Origin of the sequence: Streptomyces sp. NPDC014656, assembly GCF_043084305.1 — a bacterium.
Taxonomy (GTDB): Bacteria; Actinomycetota; Actinomycetes; order Streptomycetales; family Streptomycetaceae; genus Streptomyces.
In genome coordinates this window covers 92,003-111,190 of record NZ_JBIBZN010000009.1, presented here as the reverse complement: position 1 = coordinate 111,190, position 19,188 = coordinate 92,003, and the positions used below count along the sequence as shown (strand labels likewise).

Annotated in this window: 16 protein-coding genes and 1 pseudogene; 11 read left to right on the top strand and 6 right to left on the bottom strand. The window is 73.4% G+C overall.

The window, feature by feature from the left end:
- The first annotated feature begins 18 nt into the window (after positions 1–18).
- The gene (locus tag ACF1ED_RS21170) at positions 19–1,473 is read left to right on the top strand and encodes a phage/plasmid primase, P4 family (RefSeq protein ID WP_391762596.1); all 1,455 of its coding nucleotides are present in this window, start codon (positions 19–21) and stop codon (positions 1,471–1,473) included.
- A 100-nt stretch (positions 1,474–1,573) separates the two neighbouring features.
- On the top strand, positions 1,574–1,957 hold the full coding sequence (locus ACF1ED_RS21165) for a DUF6009 family protein (protein ID WP_391762594.1): 384 nt from the start codon (positions 1,574–1,576) through the stop codon (positions 1,955–1,957).
- A 95-nt stretch (positions 1,958–2,052) separates the two neighbouring features.
- On the opposite strand, the gene ACF1ED_RS21160 is transcribed toward ACF1ED_RS21165, so the two are convergent.
- From ACF1ED_RS21160 to ACF1ED_RS21150, 3 genes are all read right to left on the bottom strand, one after another.
- Complete coding sequence (locus ACF1ED_RS21160; RefSeq protein ID WP_391762949.1) at positions 2,053–3,000, bottom strand: alpha/beta fold hydrolase; 948 nt, start codon at positions 2,998–3,000, stop codon at positions 2,053–2,055.
- A 161-nt stretch (positions 3,001–3,161) separates the two neighbouring features.
- Complete coding sequence (rpmF, locus tag ACF1ED_RS21155) at positions 3,162–3,335, bottom strand: 50S ribosomal protein L32 (protein ID WP_391762947.1); 174 nt, start codon at positions 3,333–3,335, stop codon at positions 3,162–3,164.
- A gap of 420 nt (positions 3,336–3,755) precedes the next feature.
- Positions 3,756–3,905 carry a hypothetical protein gene (locus tag ACF1ED_RS21150; RefSeq protein WP_391762592.1) on the bottom strand — a complete coding sequence of 50 codons (150 nt, stop codon included), beginning with the start codon at positions 3,903–3,905 and terminating at the stop codon, positions 3,756–3,758.
- Between the two features lie 238 nt (positions 3,906–4,143).
- Here ACF1ED_RS21150 and ACF1ED_RS21145 point away from each other — a divergent pair, with 238 nt between their 5' ends.
- From ACF1ED_RS21145 to ACF1ED_RS21135, 3 genes are all read left to right on the top strand, one after another.
- Positions 4,144–4,335: a hypothetical protein gene (locus tag ACF1ED_RS21145; RefSeq protein WP_391762590.1), complete on the top strand. Its 192-nt coding sequence runs from the start codon at positions 4,144–4,146 to the stop codon at positions 4,333–4,335.
- Positions 4,336–4,545: 210 nt separating this feature from the next.
- Positions 4,546–6,012 (top strand): catalase, encoded by a 1,467-nt coding sequence (locus tag ACF1ED_RS21140; RefSeq protein ID WP_391762588.1) that lies wholly within the window; start codon positions 4,546–4,548, stop codon positions 6,010–6,012.
- Positions 6,013–6,065: 53 nt separating this feature from the next.
- Positions 6,066–6,416 carry an ankyrin repeat domain-containing protein gene (locus ACF1ED_RS21135; RefSeq protein WP_391762945.1) on the top strand — a complete coding sequence of 117 codons (351 nt, stop codon included), beginning with the start codon at positions 6,066–6,068 and terminating at the stop codon, positions 6,414–6,416.
- Positions 6,417–6,560: 144 nt separating this feature from the next.
- Here the strand turns inward: ACF1ED_RS21135 and ACF1ED_RS21130 are convergent.
- Positions 6,561–6,886 (bottom strand): annotated as a pseudogene (locus ACF1ED_RS21130) (sigma factor); the annotation flags it as partial.
- Positions 6,887–7,069: 183 nt separating this feature from the next.
- Between ACF1ED_RS21130 and ACF1ED_RS21125 the strand changes: the two are divergent.
- Both ACF1ED_RS21125 and ACF1ED_RS21120 read left to right on the top strand, forming a co-directional pair.
- Complete coding sequence (locus tag ACF1ED_RS21125) at positions 7,070–8,059, top strand: NAD(P)H-dependent oxidoreductase (protein ID WP_391762586.1); 990 nt, start codon at positions 7,070–7,072, stop codon at positions 8,057–8,059.
- A 773-nt stretch (positions 8,060–8,832) separates the two neighbouring features.
- The gene (locus ACF1ED_RS21120; RefSeq protein ID WP_391762584.1) at positions 8,833–10,230 is read left to right on the top strand and encodes a CHASE3 domain-containing protein; all 1,398 of its coding nucleotides are present in this window, start codon (positions 8,833–8,835) and stop codon (positions 10,228–10,230) included.
- 185 nt (positions 10,231–10,415) lie between these two features.
- Here ACF1ED_RS21120 and ACF1ED_RS21115 read toward each other — a convergent pair whose 3' ends face one another.
- Positions 10,416–10,823 carry an SsgA family sporulation/cell division regulator gene (locus ACF1ED_RS21115; protein ID WP_391762582.1) on the bottom strand — a complete coding sequence of 136 codons (408 nt, stop codon included), beginning with the start codon at positions 10,821–10,823 and terminating at the stop codon, positions 10,416–10,418.
- Positions 10,824–11,371: 548 nt separating this feature from the next.
- Between ACF1ED_RS21115 and ACF1ED_RS21110 the strand changes: the two genes are divergently transcribed.
- Entirely contained in the window at positions 11,372–11,932 is a 561-nt protein-coding gene (locus tag ACF1ED_RS21110) for a cysteine hydrolase family protein (protein WP_391762580.1), read from the top strand.
- Positions 11,933–12,007: 75 nt separating this feature from the next.
- Complete coding sequence (locus ACF1ED_RS21105) at positions 12,008–12,667, top strand: response regulator (RefSeq protein ID WP_391762578.1); 660 nt, start codon at positions 12,008–12,010, stop codon at positions 12,665–12,667.
- A gap of 548 nt (positions 12,668–13,215) precedes the next feature.
- Here the strand turns inward: ACF1ED_RS21105 and ACF1ED_RS21100 are convergent.
- Complete coding sequence (locus tag ACF1ED_RS21100; RefSeq protein WP_391762576.1) at positions 13,216–14,559, bottom strand: MFS transporter; 1,344 nt, start codon at positions 14,557–14,559, stop codon at positions 13,216–13,218.
- 965 nt (positions 14,560–15,524) lie between these two features.
- On the opposite strand from ACF1ED_RS21100, the gene ACF1ED_RS21095 reads away from it, so the two are divergent.
- Entirely contained in the window at positions 15,525–18,329 is a 2,805-nt protein-coding gene (locus tag ACF1ED_RS21095) for an AAA family ATPase (protein ID WP_391762574.1), read from the top strand.
- Between the two features lie 410 nt (positions 18,330–18,739).
- The gene (locus tag ACF1ED_RS21090; RefSeq protein WP_391762572.1) at positions 18,740–19,168 is read left to right on the top strand and encodes a hypothetical protein; all 429 of its coding nucleotides are present in this window, start codon (positions 18,740–18,742) and stop codon (positions 19,166–19,168) included.
- Positions 19,169–19,188: the final 20 nt, after the last annotated feature.

The following is a 19,188-nucleotide window of genomic DNA, read 5'->3' as shown; positions in this document are numbered from 1 at the left end:
CTCCCCCGTCGGTCTCATATGAGCGGCGTCGAGGCATCGGCGCCGCACCGCGCGCCGGCCCCCTCACCGCCGTGGCGTTCCTCCTCGTCGCTGCCGCCGTCCCTCTCGGACCGGGGAAACGCGCGCCTCTTCGCGGAACGGCACCGGAACCGGTTCCGCCACGTGGAGGGGCTGGGCTGGTTCTCCTGGAACGGGCACCGGTGGAGACGCACCGGGGCGGAGGAGTCCGCGCTGTGGGCCGCGGGGGCCATGGCCGAGGCCGTTCCCTCCACGGACCCGACGGGGCTCTACAGCGACCGCGAACTCGCGCGGCACAGGCAACGCTCCCTGTCGACCTCCGGGTTGAAGGCCCTCCTGGCCCAGGCCAAGGCGTCACCGGACCTCTCCACGACCCCCGACAGGCTCGACGGGGATCCGTACGCCCTGTGCACTCCCGCCGGTGTGGTCGACCTGCGCAGCGGACGCGTCCAGGAGCCCGACCCCGCCCGTGACCTCCACTCCCGCGCCACCCGCGTGGCTCCCCTGGCGATGGAGACGCCCCGCTGGCACCGGTTCCTCACCGACACCTTCGGGGACGACGACGAGGGCCGGGAGATGATCGGCTTCCTGCACCTGCTGCTCGGCTACTCGATCACGGGCGACGTGGGCGCCCAGGTGCTGCCCTTCCTCCACGGCGCGGGCAGGAACGGCAAGTCCGTGCTGCTCGACCTCATGATCCAGATCCTGGGGGACTACGCGGACGCCGCCCCGCCCGGTTTCCTGATGGACCGCGGCGCCGTCCCGGAACACTCCACGGAGCTGGCCGAACTGCACGGGCGCCGCCTGGTCGTGTGCAGCGAGCTGAAGCCGAGCGACAAGTTCGACGAGGCCCGCGTCCGGCTGCTGACGGGTGGCGACCGGATCAAGGCCCGGCGCATGCGGCAGGACTACTTCTCGTTCACCCCCACCCACCACCTGTGGCTGCTGGGCAACCACCACCCCGAGGTCTCCACGGGCGGCTTCGCGTTCTGGCGGCGCATCCGTCTGCTGCCCTTCACGCGCACGGTTCCGGCGCACCGGAGGATCGACAACCTGGCCTTCGAGCTGGTCCGCGACGAGGGGCCGGGCATCCTCCAGTGGCTCGTCGACGGGGCGCGGCACTACCTGCGGACGAGGGACCCGCTGGAAGGCCCCGCGAGGGTCCGGATGGCCACCACGGCCTACGCCGCGACCGAGGACCACATCGGCCGCTTCCTGGGCGAGCGCTGCACCCGGGGCGACGCCGGGATGCGGGACCTGAGGGTGGAGCAGGGGCTGCTCTACGCGGAGTACAGCGCCTGGTGCCGTACGGGCGAGGGGGTGCGGCCCGCGACTCCCCGCGCCTTCGCGCACCGCGTCCGGCAGGAAGTGGGCGTGGCATCGGCGGACGAGATGCTCAAGTCGAACGGCCGGAAGTACTACCCGCGCATCGCGCTGCTCACGAGCTGTCCCTGAGGGCGCCGTCGTTCCGGTCGGACGGCTGGGCAGCCGGGCGGCTGGGCAGCCGGGCAGCCGGGCAGCCGGAGCGTGCGCAGACGAAGGAGAGGATGCTGCCATGAGTTCCCTGCTGGCGGAGAGCGACCTGGTCCACGAGGCCGGGGTGGTGTGGCTGGAGAACCACGAACGGCTCGATTACGTGCGTCAGGCGCTGGACAAGACGAAACGACGCGACACCACACCGCCCTACGCGCGGGACGGCCGCATGGTGGGCTTCGCGCTCCTGGACGTGGGGGCCGCCCCGGACCCGGACAGCGGTCTCTACCGGCGCCGGGTGTTCTTCCTGCTGTCGCACGACCGGGACAGCCTGCCCGACGGCCTGTACCGCGAGGGCGCCCCGGGGGAGGCCGTCGACCCGCGCACGATCGCCCCGGGGAAGCCGGGGACGAAGACCCCCCGGTCGCAGCGGGGCTCCGCGGCGGCTGGGACGCCGGCCCCCTGAATCCCTGCGTACGTGCCCGCCCGCTAACCCCGGTGAGCGGGGACCTCCCCCACAGGGCTACCGGCTACGGGTTACGGGGCCACGGGGCTACGGGGCTACGGGGTGCGGGCCCGGAAGGGGCGGGCGGTCTCCCGTACGAAGCGGCTCACCGCGTCGGCGAACGGCTCGGGTTCCTCCACGTGCCCGAAGTGACCGCTGTTCTCGAGGACCAGCAGCCGCGCGTCGGGGATCAGCTCGCTCAGCTCGGTGCCCCAGCGCACCCCGCAGATGACGTCGTGCCGGCCCACGATCACCAGCGCGGGTACCGCCAGTTCCTTGAGGGCGGCGCGGTCGTCGATGGTCTCGGGCACGCGGTGCTCGTCCAGCCCCGAGATGTACGTGGCCCGGATCGCGTCGCGCAGCGGGGCGTACCGCTCCTCGTGGTTCCAGAAGTCGGCGAAGTACGAGGGCAGCACACCCTTGGCGACCGCCTCGGTCTGCTCGTCGTCGGAGATGCCCGGCATCGCGCCGAACGCGGCGAGCACATCGGGCAGGCCCGGGTGGCCGGCGTGCCTGGCCGCGAACGCCTCGACCAGGCGGCCCGCCTCCTCGCCGTGTTCCGGCCCGGTCACCGGGGAGCCCTCGTACAGCACGACGCCCGCCAGCTGCTCGGAGCAGTTCAGGGCGTGGTACGCGGCGATGAACGCGCCGTGCGAGTGCCCCAGCAGATGGACCTCCGGGACGCCGAGCCGGCCGATGAGGATCTCCAGGAAGCCGCTGTACCGCTCCCGGGTGTAGCCGTGCGGGTGCGACGGCAGACGGCTGTCCTCCGCGATGCCGATGAGCTCGACGTACACCATGGTCAGGTGCGCTTCGAGGGCCGGCATGCGCAGGTACTCCCAGAAGATGCCGGGCCCCCCGGAGAGTGCCAGGCAGACCGGTCCGCTGCCGTGGACGTGGTACCGCTGAGCGAGACCGGCGAGCCGGTAGACGTGTGTGCCGGGGGCGAGGGGGTGGTGTGCGTGCTCGACGTGTCCATCTGGAGCTCCTTGCGACGTACGGATTCCTGACACCGACACGCGGCCCGGCGGGCGGTGGAGTTCACGCTTCCGCCCGTGATCCGCCTCACGTGCTGGTGCCGGGGGTGGAGGGCCGGATCCCGCCGCCACGGAAGCCGGCGGGCGGCGGGCGGCGGGATCCGGTGAACAGGGGCGCCGTCCTGGCGTCAGACCGCCGGAGGCAGCACCTGACGGCCCCGGTACGTGCCGCAGTGCCGGCAGGCGGTGTGGGGCGTGGCAGGCAGACCGCAGGCCGGGTTGGCGCACGCCGCCAACAGGGGCGCCGCGGCCTTCCCATGGGCTCGGCGGTGGCGCGTCCGCGCGCGGGACTTCTTGTGCATCATGGCGATGGATCCGTTTCCGTGGGACATCGCTCCGACCTCACGGGCACGGCACAGGCCGACGGAAGGGCACGCAGAGGGAACACACCGGTGTTCCGGGGGGCGGACACAGGGTCCTGCCGCCTGGTGCGGGGGCCGACGGAAGAAGGCCGATGAAGGTCGATGAAGGCCGATGAAGGTCGGAGCCGCTGGGCTGGAGCGCGGTGAGCACACGTCCGCCCCGCCGGAGTCCGGGTGAGGGGTTCGTCAGATACGCCTGGACCGGGGCCGACGGGCGGCGGGGCTCAGGCTAGGCTCTGTCGACTTCGATCAGCACGCCCAGGAGGCCGGCAACTGCCGGAGGTGGCCGCAACGCACTTCGTCACCGCCACGTGTTCCTCGCGCACACACGTGAGGGGGCAAGCACACTGTGGCGGGGCGTCAGGCCCGGGGCGGCACCTGGCCGCCCCGGAGCGTCCCGCAGTGCCGGCAGGCAGCGGGGGGCGGGATCCTCAGACCGCAGGCGGTGTTGGCGCAGGTCACCACGACGGGCACCGGCACCTTCCAGACCGCGCACTGCGCACTGCGCACTGCGCACTCCACTCTCCACTCTCCACTCTCCGTACTGCGCGCTCCGCACTCCGCACTCCGCCGATCACGCATAAGCTGCACACATATCTCATCGACTCACACATGAGCGGCTCCCCCGGCCGTCACGCCCGCCATTCGTCACCGCCTTGACAGGTGACGCTAGGCGATGCACGCTGATACCGGTCGTCCGAGGACGACCGCATGACGCGATCCACGACCGACGAAGTGGAGCATGGCCATGAACGACAGCCCCGCCACGGACCCCGACGCGCTCGCCCGCCTCGCCCGCTTCGGCACCCTGCCCGAGCGCGTCCGCCCCGAGGACATGACCCTGGAGACCGAGGTCGACCCGGCCGGCGCGAACGGCGGCTACAACCCCGAGAGCGCGTGGAAGTTCTACTCGTGCGTCGCCCTCGACCTGGGCCTGTAGCGGCCCGGTCCGCCACGGAGCGGGCTGTCGCCGGCCGCCGTGGAACGGAAGCACGAGGGGCGTGACCGGCCGCACGGGGCGCGGCGCCGCCGCGCGGCCGGACCGCTCGCGACGCGGCGGCACACACGTACCGAGGACCTACCGAGGACCTACCGAGGACCCGCCGCGTCCCCACCACGGCCCCATCGAAGACCCACCGAGGAGACGACCTTGTCCGAGAATTCCCCTGGGCGGCTCACCACCGCGGCCGGCGCCCCCGTGCCCGACAACCAGAACTCGCTGACCGCGGGCGCGCGCGGGCCGATGCTCCTGCAGGACGTCTGGTTCCTGGAGAAGCTCGCGCACTTCGACCGGGAGGTCATCCCGGAGCGCCGGATGCACGCCAAGGGCTCGGGGGCGTACGGCACCTTCACGGTGACGCACGACATCACCCGGTACACCCGGGCGACGATGTTCTCCGAGGTCGGCAAGAGGACCGAGCTGTTCGCGCGCTTCTCCACCGTCGCGGGCGAACGCGGCGCCGCCGACGCCGAGCGCGACATCCGCGGCTTCGCCGTGAAGTTCTACACCGAGGAGGGCAACTGGGACCTGGTGGGGAACAACACCCCGGTCTTCTTCTTCCGCGACCCGCTGAAGTTCCCCGACCTCAACCACGCGGTGAAGCGCGACCCGCGCACCAACCTCCGCGACGCCGAGAACAACTGGGACTTCTGGACCGGCCTCCCCGAGTCGCTGCACCAGGTCACGATCATCATGTCGGACCGCGGCATCCCCGCCTCGTACCGGCACATGCACGGCTTCGGTTCGCACACCTACAGCATGGTCAACGCCGAGGGCGAGCGGTTCTGGGTGAAGTTCCACCACCGCACCCAGCAGGGCGTCAGGAACCTGACGGACGCCGAGGCCGAGGCCCTGATCGGCAAGGACCGCGAATCCCACCAGCGCGACCTGTTCGACGCGATCGAGAACGGCGACCTCCCCAGGTGGAAGCTGTTCGTCCAGGTCATGCCGGAGGCCGACGCGGACGGCTACCGCTTCCATCCCTTCGACCTCACCAAGGTCTGGTCGAAGAAGGACTACCCGCTGATCGAGGTCGGCGAGTGGGAGCTGAACCGCAACGTCGCGAACCACTTCGCGGAGGTCGAGCAGGCCGCCTTCTCCCCCGCCAACGTGGTGCCGGGCATCGGTTTCTCCCCCGACCGGATGCTCCAGGGCAGGCTCTTCGCCTACGGGGACGCCCAGCGCTACCGCCTCGGCGTGAACCACCACCAGATCCCCGTCAACGCCCCCAGGAACGCCGCGCACTCCTACCACCGCGACGGCGCCATGCGGGTCGACGGCAACCAGGGCGCGGTCCCGGGAATCGAACCCAACTCGTACGGCCGCTGGCAGGAGCAGCCGGCCTACCGCGAGCCGGTCCAGGCGGTGGGGGCCCTCGCCGGCCGCTTCGACTTCCGCGAGGACGACGACAACTACTTCGAGCAGCCCGGCGACCTGTTCCGGCTGATGAGCCCCGGTCAGCGGCAGGCCCTCTTCGAGAACACGGCGCGCGCCATCCGCGGCGCCTCGCACCGGACCGTCGAACGGCACATCGAGAACTGCACCCGGGCCGACCCGGCCTACGGCGAGGGCGTCCGCGAGGCGATCGAGGCCCTGGCCGCCGGCGATCCCTCGTGAAGCCGTCGGGCCGCGACGGCGGCGGGCCGAGCGCCGGGCAGCGGGCCCGCGTCGTGGAGATCGCCCTGGACCTGGCCCGGGAGGGCAGGACCGGGGAGCTGGTGGAGTTCGTACGGCACGGGCTGCCGGTGGAGGCGGCCGACCCGGGCGCCAACACCCTCCTCATGCTCGCCGCCTACCACGGCCGTGCCGACACCGTGCGGGCCCTGCTGGCGCTCGGCGCCGACCCCGACGCCCGCAACGCGCGCGACCAGTCGCCCCTCGCCGGCGCCCTGTTCAAGGGCGCGGACGAGGTGGTGACGGTCCTGCGGGACGCGGGCGCCGATCCGGACGCCGGCACGCCGACCGCCCGCGCCGCCGCGGCCCTCTTCGGCCGCGCGCACCTGCTCGCCGGCCGGCCCTGACCCGCCCGGTCGCCCTGCGGGGCGGGGAAGGCCGGGCGCCGCGGTCCCCTCCCTGATGGGAAGGGTCCGTCCGGTGAGTGATCACCAATGTGAGGCCGCCGTCCACGGGCGAAGTCTGCGGGGGGGGCGCATCGCCCAGACGCACGTGATCCAGCCGGTCCGCCCGGGCAGCGGCTCGGGGATCCATTCGCCCACGTAGCGCTCGCGCCGCGCCCGTGCCTAACGGAGCAGGTCCAGGCACGCGCGCGGGGCGACCGTCGTCAGCCAGGCGCCAAAAAAAACTCGATGGCGTCCCGCTGCTGCCAGTACATGGCGTACCAGCGGGTGCGGCCCTCCTGGACCGCGTCCTCGTCCTCGGTCAGGGAACCGAGGAGCCGGTAGGCGAGACCGACCAGCCGCCGCCGCTCGCGGACGATCGCGTCCAGGCCCGCGTCGGACGCGTCGTGCCGCGCCTCCGTGTGGTCGGTCATGGTTCCGGTGGCTCCCTGGTGTCGGATCGTCCCTCGCCGGTCCGACGGAACAGCACGTCCGATCGTCAGGTCCTCGGCCCGCCCTGACGTTTCGCGGGGTCACCTCGTCATGTCTCTCACCGGCACATCCCCACCGACGCGATCGGCCCGGAGCACCCGGGCGGGACACCTCAGGAGACAGTGATGACCAGGATCGGAATACTCATCGGCAGCACCCGCCCCGGCCGCAAGGGCGAGCAGGTCGCCCGCTGGGTGCACGAACGGGCGGCCCGCCGGGGCGACGCCGCCTTCGAGGTGATCGACCTGCTCGACCACCCGCTGCCGCACCTGGACGAGCCGCTGCCCGCGCTCACCGGGCGGTACCGGCACGGTCACACCCGGTCCTGGGCGGAGACCATCGCCCGCTTCGACGGATTCGTCATGGTCACCCCCGAGTACAACGCGTCCGTCCCCGGCGTGCTCAAGAACGCGATCGACTACCTGCACGCGGAGTGGACCCACAAGGCCGTCGGGCTGGTGTCCTACGGATCCGCCGGCGGCGTCCGCGCGGCCCGGCAGCTGCGGACCCTGTGCGAACTCCTGCGGATGGGGGTGGTGACCCCGCAGGTGTCGCTGTCCCTGCACACCGATTTCGAGGACCAGGCGACGTTCACGCCGGGCGCCCACCACGCCGGCGCTCTGGACACCCTGCTGGACCACGTCGTCGCCCGGAGCGGGGAGGGACCGACGGAGACGCCCGCGCGGCGCGAGACGGACGAAGCCGCCGTCCGCCGCCAGGTCGACGGGATCCAGGAGGCGATCCGGGCCAAGGACATCGAGGGCCTGAGGCGGTTCTACTCGCCGGACGTCGTGTCCTTCGACATCGATCCGCCGCTCCAGCACGTGGGGATCGACGCGAAGCTCAAGAACTGGGCGAAGGTGTTCGCTCACTTCCAGGAGGTGTCCTACGAGGTGCGCGACCTGGTGCCCACGGTGGGCGAGGACCTGGCGTTCACGCACGGCTTCGGCCGCCTCGGCGGCACGCTGCCCGACGGGACCGCGGCGGGGGGCATGTGGGTCCGGGCCACCTTCTGCTTCCGGAAGACCGACGGCGCATGGCTGATCACGCACGACCAGGTCTCCGTGCCGCTGGACATCCCGGGCGGCAAAGGGCTCGTCGACCTCGAACCGTGACACCGGCGGAGCCGTGCGCCCGCGCCGCCCGGGCCGTGTGGCGTGGGCGGGCCGTGTGGCGTGGGCGGGCCGTGTGGCGTGTGGGCGGGCCGTGTGGCGTGTGGGCGGGCCGCGTGGCGTGTGGGCGGGCCGCGTGGCGTGTGGGCGGGCCGCGTGCCACGGGCAGACCGTGTGGCGAGGGCAGACCGGGTGCCGTGTGGGTGGGCCTCGTGCCATGTGGGCGGGCCGCGTGCCGCGGGCGGCCGTCCGTGTCGTCACGACCACCCCTGTCCTCATGGCTGACGCCGCCCGACCACCGGAGAGAGGTACCTCGGCATGGCAGTGAAGATCGACTCCGTGATCGCACGACAGCGCGTCGACGACCTCGAAGCGGCCGTTCCCTTCTACGAGTGGCTCACCGGCCGATCGGCCGACCGCTTCGACTTCGCGGGGGTGCGGCTGGCCGCCGTCGGGAGTTTCCTGTCATCGGCGGGGGGCCGGTCCGCCGGGGCCCGCGCCGCACGGAACTACGTGCCCCGGGGCCGTGGAGGCGCCGCACGCGTCCACCGGCAGTCTGGCGGGGGGACCGCGCCGTTCCCCGCCTGGGCGGCCGCTGTCGGCAGGTGTGAGGTGCGGACCGGCCGGGTCCGGTCACATGTGAACTCCGGGCCCCTCGCCGCATGGGCACGGTCCGGCGCCCTCCCGGCGTTCACTTTCCGGACATGTCTTCTGCCGGGCCAGGATACGTTGCACACTTTGCCTGTCACATTTCTTCGCGGGGGCAGGGCGGATCCATGGGTGCTGAGCGTGACCACAGGCGTCGGACACTGGGCCTGACGAGCCTCACGGTCGCGGCGAGCGGCCTGCTCGCCCTGCTGATCGGTGTCGCGTTCGCCGTGCTCCTGTGGGCGATCAACGACGCGAACAACTCGATCTCGGCCAGACGCGCCTCGCGCACGGCCCTGGTCAGGGCCGGGAGCATGGAGCAGCTCCTCATCGACCTGGAGACGGGCCAGCGCGGTTTCGTGATCACCAGGAACGAGGAGTTCCTCGAACCGTGGCAGGCGGCGCGGAAGGCGCTGCCGCTGGAGTCCCGGCAGTTCACCGACAGCACGACCTCCCGGGAGCAGCGGCGTACCGCCGAGCGGATCACGCTGGGGGTCCGGTCCTTCCTCGACGACTACTCGGTCCCGCTGATCGCGAAGGTCCGCGGCGGCGACCCCACGGCCGGCTCGCTGGAGGTGGCGGCCGAGGGCAAGCGGCGGGTGGACGCGTTGCGGGCGCAGTTCGACGAGTACGTGTCCGACGAGCGCGTCCATCTCGCCGAGCGCACCGACGCCGCGGGGGCGAACAGCCACCAGGCGGTGACCGCCGCCGCGGTCGGCCTCGCGGCGTCCATGGCGCTGTTCGCCGTCTTCACGGTGCTCCAGCACCGTGCGGTGGTACGGCCCGTGCGCGGGGCGGCGGCAGCGGCGCAGGAGCTGGCGGGGGGCGACCTGAGCGTGCGGGTCGCCCCCAGCAGGATCGCGGAGATCGGGGCGCTGGGAGGCTCCTTCAACAGCATGGCCGCCTCCCTCCAGGACAGTCGCCGGCGGATCATGGAGAGCACCGAGGCAGTCCACCGGCGCACCGCCCGGGACCTGCATGACGGGGCGCAGCAGCGACTGGTCAGCCTGATGATCGGCCTGCGGCTGGCGCGAGAGCTCGTCCCCGGGACGGAGAAGGCCGCGACCGACCTGCTCGACCAGTCGATCGACAACGCGCAGACCGCGATCAACGAGCTGCGGGAGCTCGCCTCGGGGATCTATCCGCTGGTGCTCACGGTCAAGGGGCTGGTGCCGGCGGTCAGGGACCTGGCGGCCCGGTGCCCGGTGCCCACGGTCGTCGAGTGCGGGGACGAACGCAGGATCCCCTCCACGGTCGAGTCGAACGCGTACTTCGTGGTGGCCGAGGCCGTGACCAACGCGGTCAAGCACGCCCAGGCGTCCCGGATCGACGTCTTCGTGGAGTTCGGGGAGGTGCTGCGGCTCAAGGTCGCCGACGACGGGATCGGCGGCGTCGGCAAGGCGACCGCGGGCAGCGGGATGACCGGCCTCGCGGACCGCGTGGCGGCCTTCGACGGCAAGCTGACCATCGACTCCCCGCCCGGCCGGGGCACCACCCTGCTGATCCAGATCCCGGTACGGGACTGAGGGGGGGCGGTGCCCGGGGCGGCGCGGTCTCGCGGGCCCGGGCGGACGGGCGTAGGACCGGTCGGCGTGGACCGGTCACTGTGGACCGGTCAGCATGGACAGGTCAGCGTGGACCGGGGACCGGGAACCGATGGCTGTAAGCCGTGAACCGATGACCGTGAACCGGTGACCGGGAACGCCTCGCGTCACTCCGCCAGCTGGACGAGCTCGTCCCAGTCGACGCCCTCCAGTTCGGTCCCCCGGGGCACCATCTCCCAGGTGCGGGCGAGCCACCGGCCGACCGGCTCGGCGGGGATCTCGAAGAGCGCCGTACGGTCGCCTCCTCCCACCCGCACGCAGAAGGAGGACCGCTCGCCGTCACTGTCGAACAGCGGCCAGAGCACGACCTCGCCCTCGCCGGCGCGGGCGGCCAGGCCGTCGGCCAGGAGCTCACGGCAGAGGAACCACCGCACCGGCCGTTCCCCGTCGCTGTCCAGGACCAGGGTGACGGCCAGCGGGTCGCCGGTGTCGTAGCCGAGCTCGCAGTTCAGGTCCAGGGCGAGTTCGGACGTCACCCAGTGGGTGATCGCCAGGGTGAGGTGGCACTTCTTCACGGTCGCCTCCAAGGGGCTCAGCCGGTCTGCCGGCCCGGACGGCTTCCAGCCGTTCCATGACCACATCCGTTCGTCGGCGCGGGTGGGCGGTACGCGCGGGGCGTCCTCGTCCTGGCGCCAAGTTTCGGCCCGGGGCCGGGGCGGGGTCTGTCGTGTGCCCCCTCGGCCTTCCTCGGGGCTCCCCCGCGCCGGCGTAGGGCACACCCCACGCCGTCCCGCGGGCGGACCAGCCGCCGGAGCACCCGTCCCGTCCGCCCCGTCCGCCCCGCCCATCCCGGGCCGTCGCACGGCGATCCATCACCGATTACACACCTATCCAGTCGATTACCTTCATACGTGTTAGTTTGAGGGCATCGGTCACGGCCGCGGACCGGCCGGAGGGCACGCCCTCCCGTGACGCTCCCGACCGGCCCGCGGACCCTGGGCGGCCTCGCGCACGAGGGAGCCGGGCCCGCTTGGGGGGAGGGTGCCCGCGCCGAGCCGCCTGTCCCCTTCACCCCTGCCGTCCCCCTCGCGCCCGCACGGGGGTTCAGCCATCAAGGAGAGACGTGTCCGTCACCGCTGTGGACCGGAAGACCGCCCTGATCGTCGTCGACCTCCAGGAGGGCGTCGTCGGGCTGCCCCTCGCGCACCCGGCCGCCGATGTCCTCGCCCGCAACGCCGAGTTGCTGGCGGCGTTCCGCCGCCGGGGCCTGCCCGTGGTGCTCGTGAACGTCGCGGGCGGACCGACCGGACGCAACGACCTCGGCGCGGGCTTCCCCGAGGCGGGCGCCGGACGGACCGAGCTGGTCCCCGAGCTGAACGCCGGTGAGGGCGACCACCTCGTGACCAAGCACGCGCGCAGCGCCTTCACCGGGACCGGCCTGGACGGGTGGCTGCGCGAGCGGGACGTCACCCAGCTCGTCGTCTCCGGCATCGCCACCAGCGGCGGCGTGGAGTCCACCGTCCGCGACGCCCACGAACGGGGGTACAACGTCACGGTGGCGCTCGACGCCGTGACCGACACGGACGGCGCCGCCCACGACCACACCGTCGCGAAGGTCTATCCGCGCCTCGCCGAGACGGGCGGCACCAAGGAAGTCCTGGGCGCTCTCGCCGTCTCGAGGTGACGCGCCCCACGGGGCGGGCCGGCCGGTGTCCCGGCTTCGAACGACCGCCATACGTGTGCGCGTTAGGATGCCGGCATGAAGCAACCACGTCGGGCGGTACTCGGTGAGGACCAGCCGATCGTCCGCGAAGGCATCGCGACCATTCTGCGCACGGCGGGCATCGACGTGGTCGCGGCGGTGGACAACGCGGTCGACCTCGTGCGCGCGGCCGATGAGCACCGCCCCGACGTGGTGATCACCGACATCCGCATGCCGCCGGCCCTGGAGGCGGACGGCCTGGACGCCGTGCGGAAGATCCGTGCCGCGCGTCCGGAGACGGCCGTCATCGTCCTGTCCCAGTTCCTCGACGCCTCCTACGCGCTCGACCTGGTCGGAGACGATCCGAGCGGGGTGGGCTACCTCCTGAAGGAGAAGGTGGCCCACCCCCAGCTCCTCATCGACGCCGTCGAACGGGTCGTCGCCCGGGACTCCGCCCTCGACCCTGACGTGATCTCGGCGCTGCTGGGCCGCAAGCGTCCCGAGGACCCGTTGGCCGGTCTGACGCCGAAGGAGCGGCAGGTACTCGCGCTGATGGCCGAGGGCCACTCCAACACCGGGATCGCCGAACAGCTCTTCGTCAGCGTCGCCGCCGTGGAGCGGCACGTGACCGGCATCTTCATGAAGCTGGGCCTCAACCAGGCGGCGTCCGGCCAGCACCGGCGGGTGCTGGCGGTGCTGCGCTACCTCGGGCAGTGACGGGGAGGCGGTCACCAGGGGTTCGGTCTCGTCGGCCACGTACGGGGAGAGCATCACCGTCGTCACCCCGCCGACGTTGCGGGCGTTGGGGATCACGCCGCTCGGGATGAAGAACGGGTCGCCCGGGCGCAGGCGCGGGGGCGGCCGGTCGTCGAACTCCATGAGGGCGTCGCCCCGGACGATGGAGCCGGCCTCCACGCCGGGACGGCTGTGCCGGCCGGACTCCTTGTGCACCGGGATCCGGACCAGTGTCCGTACGGGCTCCCATCCCTCGGCGGGCGAGGGGTGTTCCTGGAGCAGGGTACGGGTGGTCCCGCCGGCCGGGACGGGACGGCTCCGCGAAGGCTCCGCGAAGGCGGCGGGGGGGCCGGCAGGACGGCGGCGAGTGCGCCGGCCGCCGCGACACCACCGGTACGGAGGACGGGACGCCTGTCGATCGTCTCGGTTCCTTCCATGCGGAGCGGAATGACGGCACTGCCCCCTTACGCAAACACGTGTGAACAAACACACGCAAGGACTGATACCGGCCGGACCACCGGCACATGTGTTCAGGGACCGCCGTCGGCTCTCCGGCCGGGCCCTCGGGCGTCCTCCAGTGGGGCGGCGCCCGTTCTCGGTACCTGCTTCCTCCGCCACGCCACGGCGCTGCCCAGAAGGATCACGAACTGACCGGCTGCCGCCCCCCAGAACAGGGAACGGGGGCCCAGGGAGGCGATCAGGGCACCGCCGAGGGCCAGTCCCAGGGGTTCCACGCCGAACGACAGGGTACGGAAGGCGCTGTTGACGCGGCCCTGAAGGTGGTCCGGTGTGACCGACAGGCGGTAGGTCACCAGGGACACCGCGAAGACCGGCCACAGGAGGTTCGTGAGCAGGACGCCGACGGCGAGGAGGAGGACCGACTGCGCGGCGGCCGTCGCGGCGGCCGCGACGGCCCACAGGGCGACGGAGCCGAGCGCCAGGGTGCGCAGGCTGACGCGCTCGCGCAGCCATGACGCGGCGAACGCGCTGACCACCGTGCCGAGACCGACCCCCGCGAGGAGGAGGCCGATCAGCCCGGCGTTGACGCCGAGGTCCTCGGTGGCCAGCACGATGGTGGCCAGATGGAGCGGCGCCTGGAGGAAGTTGATCGAGGTGACCATCAGCATGAGCAGGCGCAGCAGGCGCTGCCTCCAGAGGAACGACATCCCCTCCTTGAGGTCGGCCGTCACGGAGCGCCGCCCGTCGGCCGGCCGCTCTTCCTGGAACGACCCGCGCACGAACAGCAGCGAGGCCCCCGAGAGCAGGTAGGTGACCGCGTCGACGGCATAGCTCCAGACGGCACCGAGCGTGGAGTTCCTGGCGAGGCCGATCAGGACGCCGGAGAGGGCGGATCCACCGACGCCGGCCGCCGAGTCGGCCACCTCGTTGAGGGCGTTGGCGGAGGCCAGCTGCTCCTCGGGGACCAGTTTCGACAGGGCGGAGAGGTGGGCGACGGCCGAGAAGACGTGCCCGACGCCCTCCAGGAAGGCGACCGCCGCCAGGTGCGCGATCGTCAGGCTGCCGAAGGCGTAGGCGACCGGGACCGTCGCCAGTGCGGCGAAACGGCCGAGGTCGGCGACGAGCATGACGCGGCGGCGGTCCCACCGGTCGATGAACACGCCGGCCAGGAGGTTCAGCAGCAGGTACGGAGCGAGCCGGGCCGCCCCCACGAGGCCGGCCATGACGGGGGAACCGGAGAGGCCGAGCGCGAGGACCGGCACGGCCAGGTTGGACAGTGCCGTGCCCACCGACGAGACGGTGAACCCGCCCCAGACGATCATGAAGTCGCGGTTCGTCAGCAGCCCGCGCCAACGGCGCTTGGACGTCACGGCCGGCGCCGGCTCCGCCACCGGCGTGGTGTCCTCGGTCGCCATGGTCACGTCCGTCCGGCCGCACGTGCGGGGAAGGAACGCGGGGGTGCCTCGCGGCGGTCGCCTTCGGTCATTGCAGGATTGTCGACCACGGGCCGGAACAGAAGGGGCCGGATGGGCCAGCTGATCTCGATGCGGCTGGTGTGCCGGTGGCAGATGGCCGGTATGCCGGTGGCCGGTATGCCGGTGGCAGGTGTGCCGGCCACATCGCCCGCCGGAGATCCCCGACCCCGGACAGGTGCGCGACCACCGCGCGCACCTGGGCAACGCGTCCGCCCGGCGCTCGTGAGAGTCCACCGGCCCGGGCCGAACGGTACGCCCTGCGCCTTGTGGCCGGCCTCCGGCAGTGCCGCCACCGCCCTCGGCACGTCCTCGGCACGTCCTCGTCCGTTCGCTCGGACCCGCCCGCGACAGTCGGCGTCGGACCCACCCGCGACGGTCGGCGTCGGTCCCGCCTACGACCGTCGGCTTCGGTCCCGCCTACCCACCGTCAGCCAAGGGCGGCCAGGCCGCGCGCCGGGCCGGGCTACCCGGGGACCTCCGCGTCTCCGGCCATGGCGACCGGGGGCGGGACGGCCGGGAGCCGGCGCTCGCGGGCACCGGCGGCTACGGCCCGGGCGACGTCGCGTACGGCCCGACGACGCCTCCTCGGCGGACCGGACCGCGCCCCCCCTCGACGAGCCCCGCGGCATCCCCCTCCGCTTCGGCGAGCGCGTCCGGCGCCGTGCGCACCGGGGACGAAGCGGTGCGCACGCACCGTTGATCGGGCGCTCCTACAATGGCCCGGCACCGACGGAGGACGCAGATGGCACGTTTCGCGAGGACACGGACGACCGGTCCGGTGCGACGCGCCCCCGCCCCGGTGCCGCCTCCCGGGGCGCCTCGCGGGGCGCCGGGAAGCGTGCCGTGCGGAGCCGTACGTGGTGCCGTCTCGGCTGTCGGAGGCGGTCTGGAGAAGGGGGTGCCCGGTGCGCTACGTCGTTGATTCCCCGCGGGACACCGCCCGCCCGGACCCCACCGCCTCCCTGGTGGGGCGCGAACAGGACCTGGACCGCGTCCGTGAACTGCTGGGGCGGCGTTCGGACGGCACGCTGCTGCTGTCCGGGGAGCCCGGCGTCGGCAAGTCCGCGGTGCTGGACGCCCTGGCGGGGGCCGCCGCGCGGGACGGCGTCCGGGTGCTGCGCGCCGCCGGCGCCGAGTTCGAGGCCGACGTCGCCTACGCGGCCCTGAACCAGATCCTCCTCCCGCTGCACGGCGTCCTCGACCGGCTCGCCGCCCCCGGCCGGGACGCCCTGGGCGTCGCCCTGGGCTTCGGCGCCGGGGCGGCGCCCGGGCGTCTGGTGGTCTGCAACGCCGCGCTCGCCCTGCTGCGGTCGGCGGCCGAGGACGGGCCCGTCCTGCTCGTCGTGGACGACCTTCCGTGGGTGGACCGGGCCAGCGCCGCCGTGTTCGGCTTCCTCGCGCGGCGGCTGTCCGGCCTCCCCGTCCGGTTCCTCGCCGCCTCGCGCACCGGCGTGGGCAGCTTCTTCGACGGCAACGGGCTGCCGTCCTACGAGCTGCCCGCCCTGGACCGTGAGGCCGCCGCCCGTCTCGTGGACCTCCGCTTCCCGGACCTCGCGCAGCCGGTGCGCCGGCGGCTCCTGGAGGACGCGCAGGGCAATCCGCTGGCACTCCTCGAACTCCCCGGGGCCCTGCGCGCGGACCAGCGCCGGGCCCGGGAGGTCCTCCCGGCCGTCCTGCCGCTGGGCGAACGCCTGCGGTCGCTGTTCGCCACCCGGGTCCGCTCCCTGCCCGCCGCGACCCGCACCCTGCTCCTGCTCGCCGCCCTGGACGACACGGGCGACCTCGGCGTGCTGTCCGCCGCCGCGCGCGCCACGGACCGGGACGCGGACCTGGGCGACCTGGACGCGGCCGAGGTGGACGGGCTCGTACGGGTGGAGGACTCCCCGCGCCGGCTGGTGTTCCGCCACCCGCTGATCAAGTCGGCCGTCGTCGGGGAGGCCACCAGCAGAGCCCGGCGCGCGGCCCACCGCGCCCTGGCGGGAGTGCTGGCCGACAAACCGGAGCGGCGGGCCTGGCACCTGGGGGAGGCCACGCTCGAACCCGACGAGGAGGTCGCCCTCCTGCTGGAGCGGACGGCGCGGCGCATCCAGGACCGCGGGGACGCCGTCGCCGCGATCGCCGCGCTCACCCGGGCCGCGGACCTCAGCCCGCTGGACACCGACCGCGCGCGGCGGCTGGCGGAGGCCGCGTACGTGGGCGCCGAGGCGATCGGCGCGCTGAGCAGCGCGTCGGCACTGCTGGAGGACGCCCGGCGGGCCGATCCCCGGCACGGCGCCTCGCTGCGGTCCGCGACCGCGGCGGTGCAGCTCGTGCTGAACAGCGACGGTGACCTGGCGACCGCGCACCGGCTGCTGGTCGGCGCCATCGAGGAGGGCGACCACGGCTTCGACGCCGAGGACCCGGCGCTGGTCGACGCGCTGCACTTCCTGCTGCTGCTGTGCAACTACGGGGCCCGCGAGGAGCTGTGGGTCCCGTACTACGCCGCCGTCGCCAGGCTGCGGCCCGCTCCCCCGCCGCTGCTGCTGGTGGCCGCCCGCACCTGGGGCGACCCGGCGCACGCCGACGCGGCGACCCTGCGGGAGCTGGACGGGATCGTCGCCGGCGCGGCCGACGAGACCGACCCGGCCCGGATCGTCCGGGTGGGGACCGCCGCGCTGTACCCGGACCGGCTGGCGGGGGTGCGCGAGGCGGCCTGGCGGCTGGTGCGGCAGGGCCGGGACGGCGGTGCGGTGCGCCGGCACATCGGCGCCCTGCTGCACCTGTGCCTGGAGGACTACCACCGGGGGAAGTGGGACTCGGTCCTGGAGCTGTCCGAGGAGGGGCTGACGCAGTGCGCGGAGTCCGGGTACACCGTGTGCACCTGGTTCTTCCAGTACACCAAGGGCCTGGTGACCGCGTCGCGCGGGGACACCGGGACGGCGCACGCGCTCGCCGAGGCGATGATCAACTGGGCGGCTCCCCGCGGCATCCGGGAGGCCGCCCACTGCGCCCTGCACGTGCACGCCCTCGCGGACATCGCCGACGGCGACTTCGACGCGGCGTTCGGCCGGGTGACCGCCATCAGCCCGGCCGGCGAGTTCCCCCCGTACGTCGCGCACGCGTCGTGGGTGTTCTTCGAGCTGGTGGAGTCGGCCGTGCGCACCGGCCGGCGGGAGGCCGCGGTGGCACACGTGCGCGCCCTGCGCGAGGAGACCGGCATCGGCGGGCTCTCGCCCCGGCTGGGCCTGCTCGCGGACGCCGCCGAGGCGCTCGTCACGAGCGACGACGCCGAGGCGGCCCGCCTGTTCGCAGGTGCTCCGGCCGCCGCCGACGCGGAGCGGTGGCCGTTCACGGTGGCCCGGGTGCGCCTCGCCCAGGGGGAGCGGCTGCGCCGGTCCCGGGCGCTGTCCGACTGCAAGGCGCCGCTGACGGCCGCGCTGAAGACCTTCGAGCACCTCGGGTCCACCGCCTGGGCGGAGCGCGCGCGCAAGGAACTGCGCGCGGCCGGCCGGGTCGTGCCGCACGGTGAGGGCGGGACGGGGGCCGCACTCACCGCGCAGGAACGCGAGATCGCGGAGCTGGCCGCCACCGGCCTGACGAACAAGCAGATCGCGGAACGGCTGTTCATCTCGCACCGGACCGTCGGCGCGCACCTGTACCAGATCTACCCCAAGCTCGGCATCGCGTCCCGGGTGGCCCTGCGGGACGCCCTGCGACGGCTGGACCCCTGAGGCGACGGGCGCCGTGGCCCCGCCCTGCGGGCCCGAGGGGTGCGTTCGCGGGAGCGTCCCGGGGGAAGCCCGGACGACGGCCGGGGACGCGTGACCGCCGGGACCGCCCAAATCCCCCGAACCGCCCGCCGGGCCCGGTTCCCCGCCCCCACGACATGAGCGGAGAACCGGGCCCTCACCTCGGCCGGCGCCGGTCAGCGGCGGCCGAAGGTGCTTCCCGAGCAGGTAACGGACGGCACCCCCGCCCGGGTTCACGGGGCGGAACCTTCTTCCCGGCGGCTCGGGCATCCCCGGGCCGCAGCCTCTTCACCGGGGGCGCCGCTCCACGTAACCGCCTTGACAGGTGACGATGACACATGGGAGCCTCCCGTCACCGGTCAGAACGGTTACCCACTAATGAGGGAAGTCCCATGACAGTCGTGCGGTTCCATCTCGTCTCCCAGCTCAGCCCGCAGGACGTGCTGGGGGTGCTGACCGACTTCGGCCCCTCCCGCGCGGACGCCTGGCCCACCATCGACGCGGAGCACTTCCAGATCCACGAGCTGGGCGACACCTGGGCGGAGGTCACCGAGGGCACCGCCGCCGCCTGGGAACGCGCGCGTTACGAGTGGACGCCGGGCGGCGACACCGTCACCATCACCACCCTCGACTCCAAGCTCTTCGGCGCGGGTGGCGGCTGGGTCTTCAGGATGACCCCCGAGGACGGCGGCACCCGGGTCGACGTCGAGCTGACGCGGCGGCCCAGCACGGTAAAGGGCAAGATGCTCGCCTCGCTGCTGCCGCTGGTGGCGCCGTCGTCCCTGCGCAAGTCGTTCGCGGCGCCCCTACGGGGCAAGTGAACCGGACCGGCGGCCCCGCC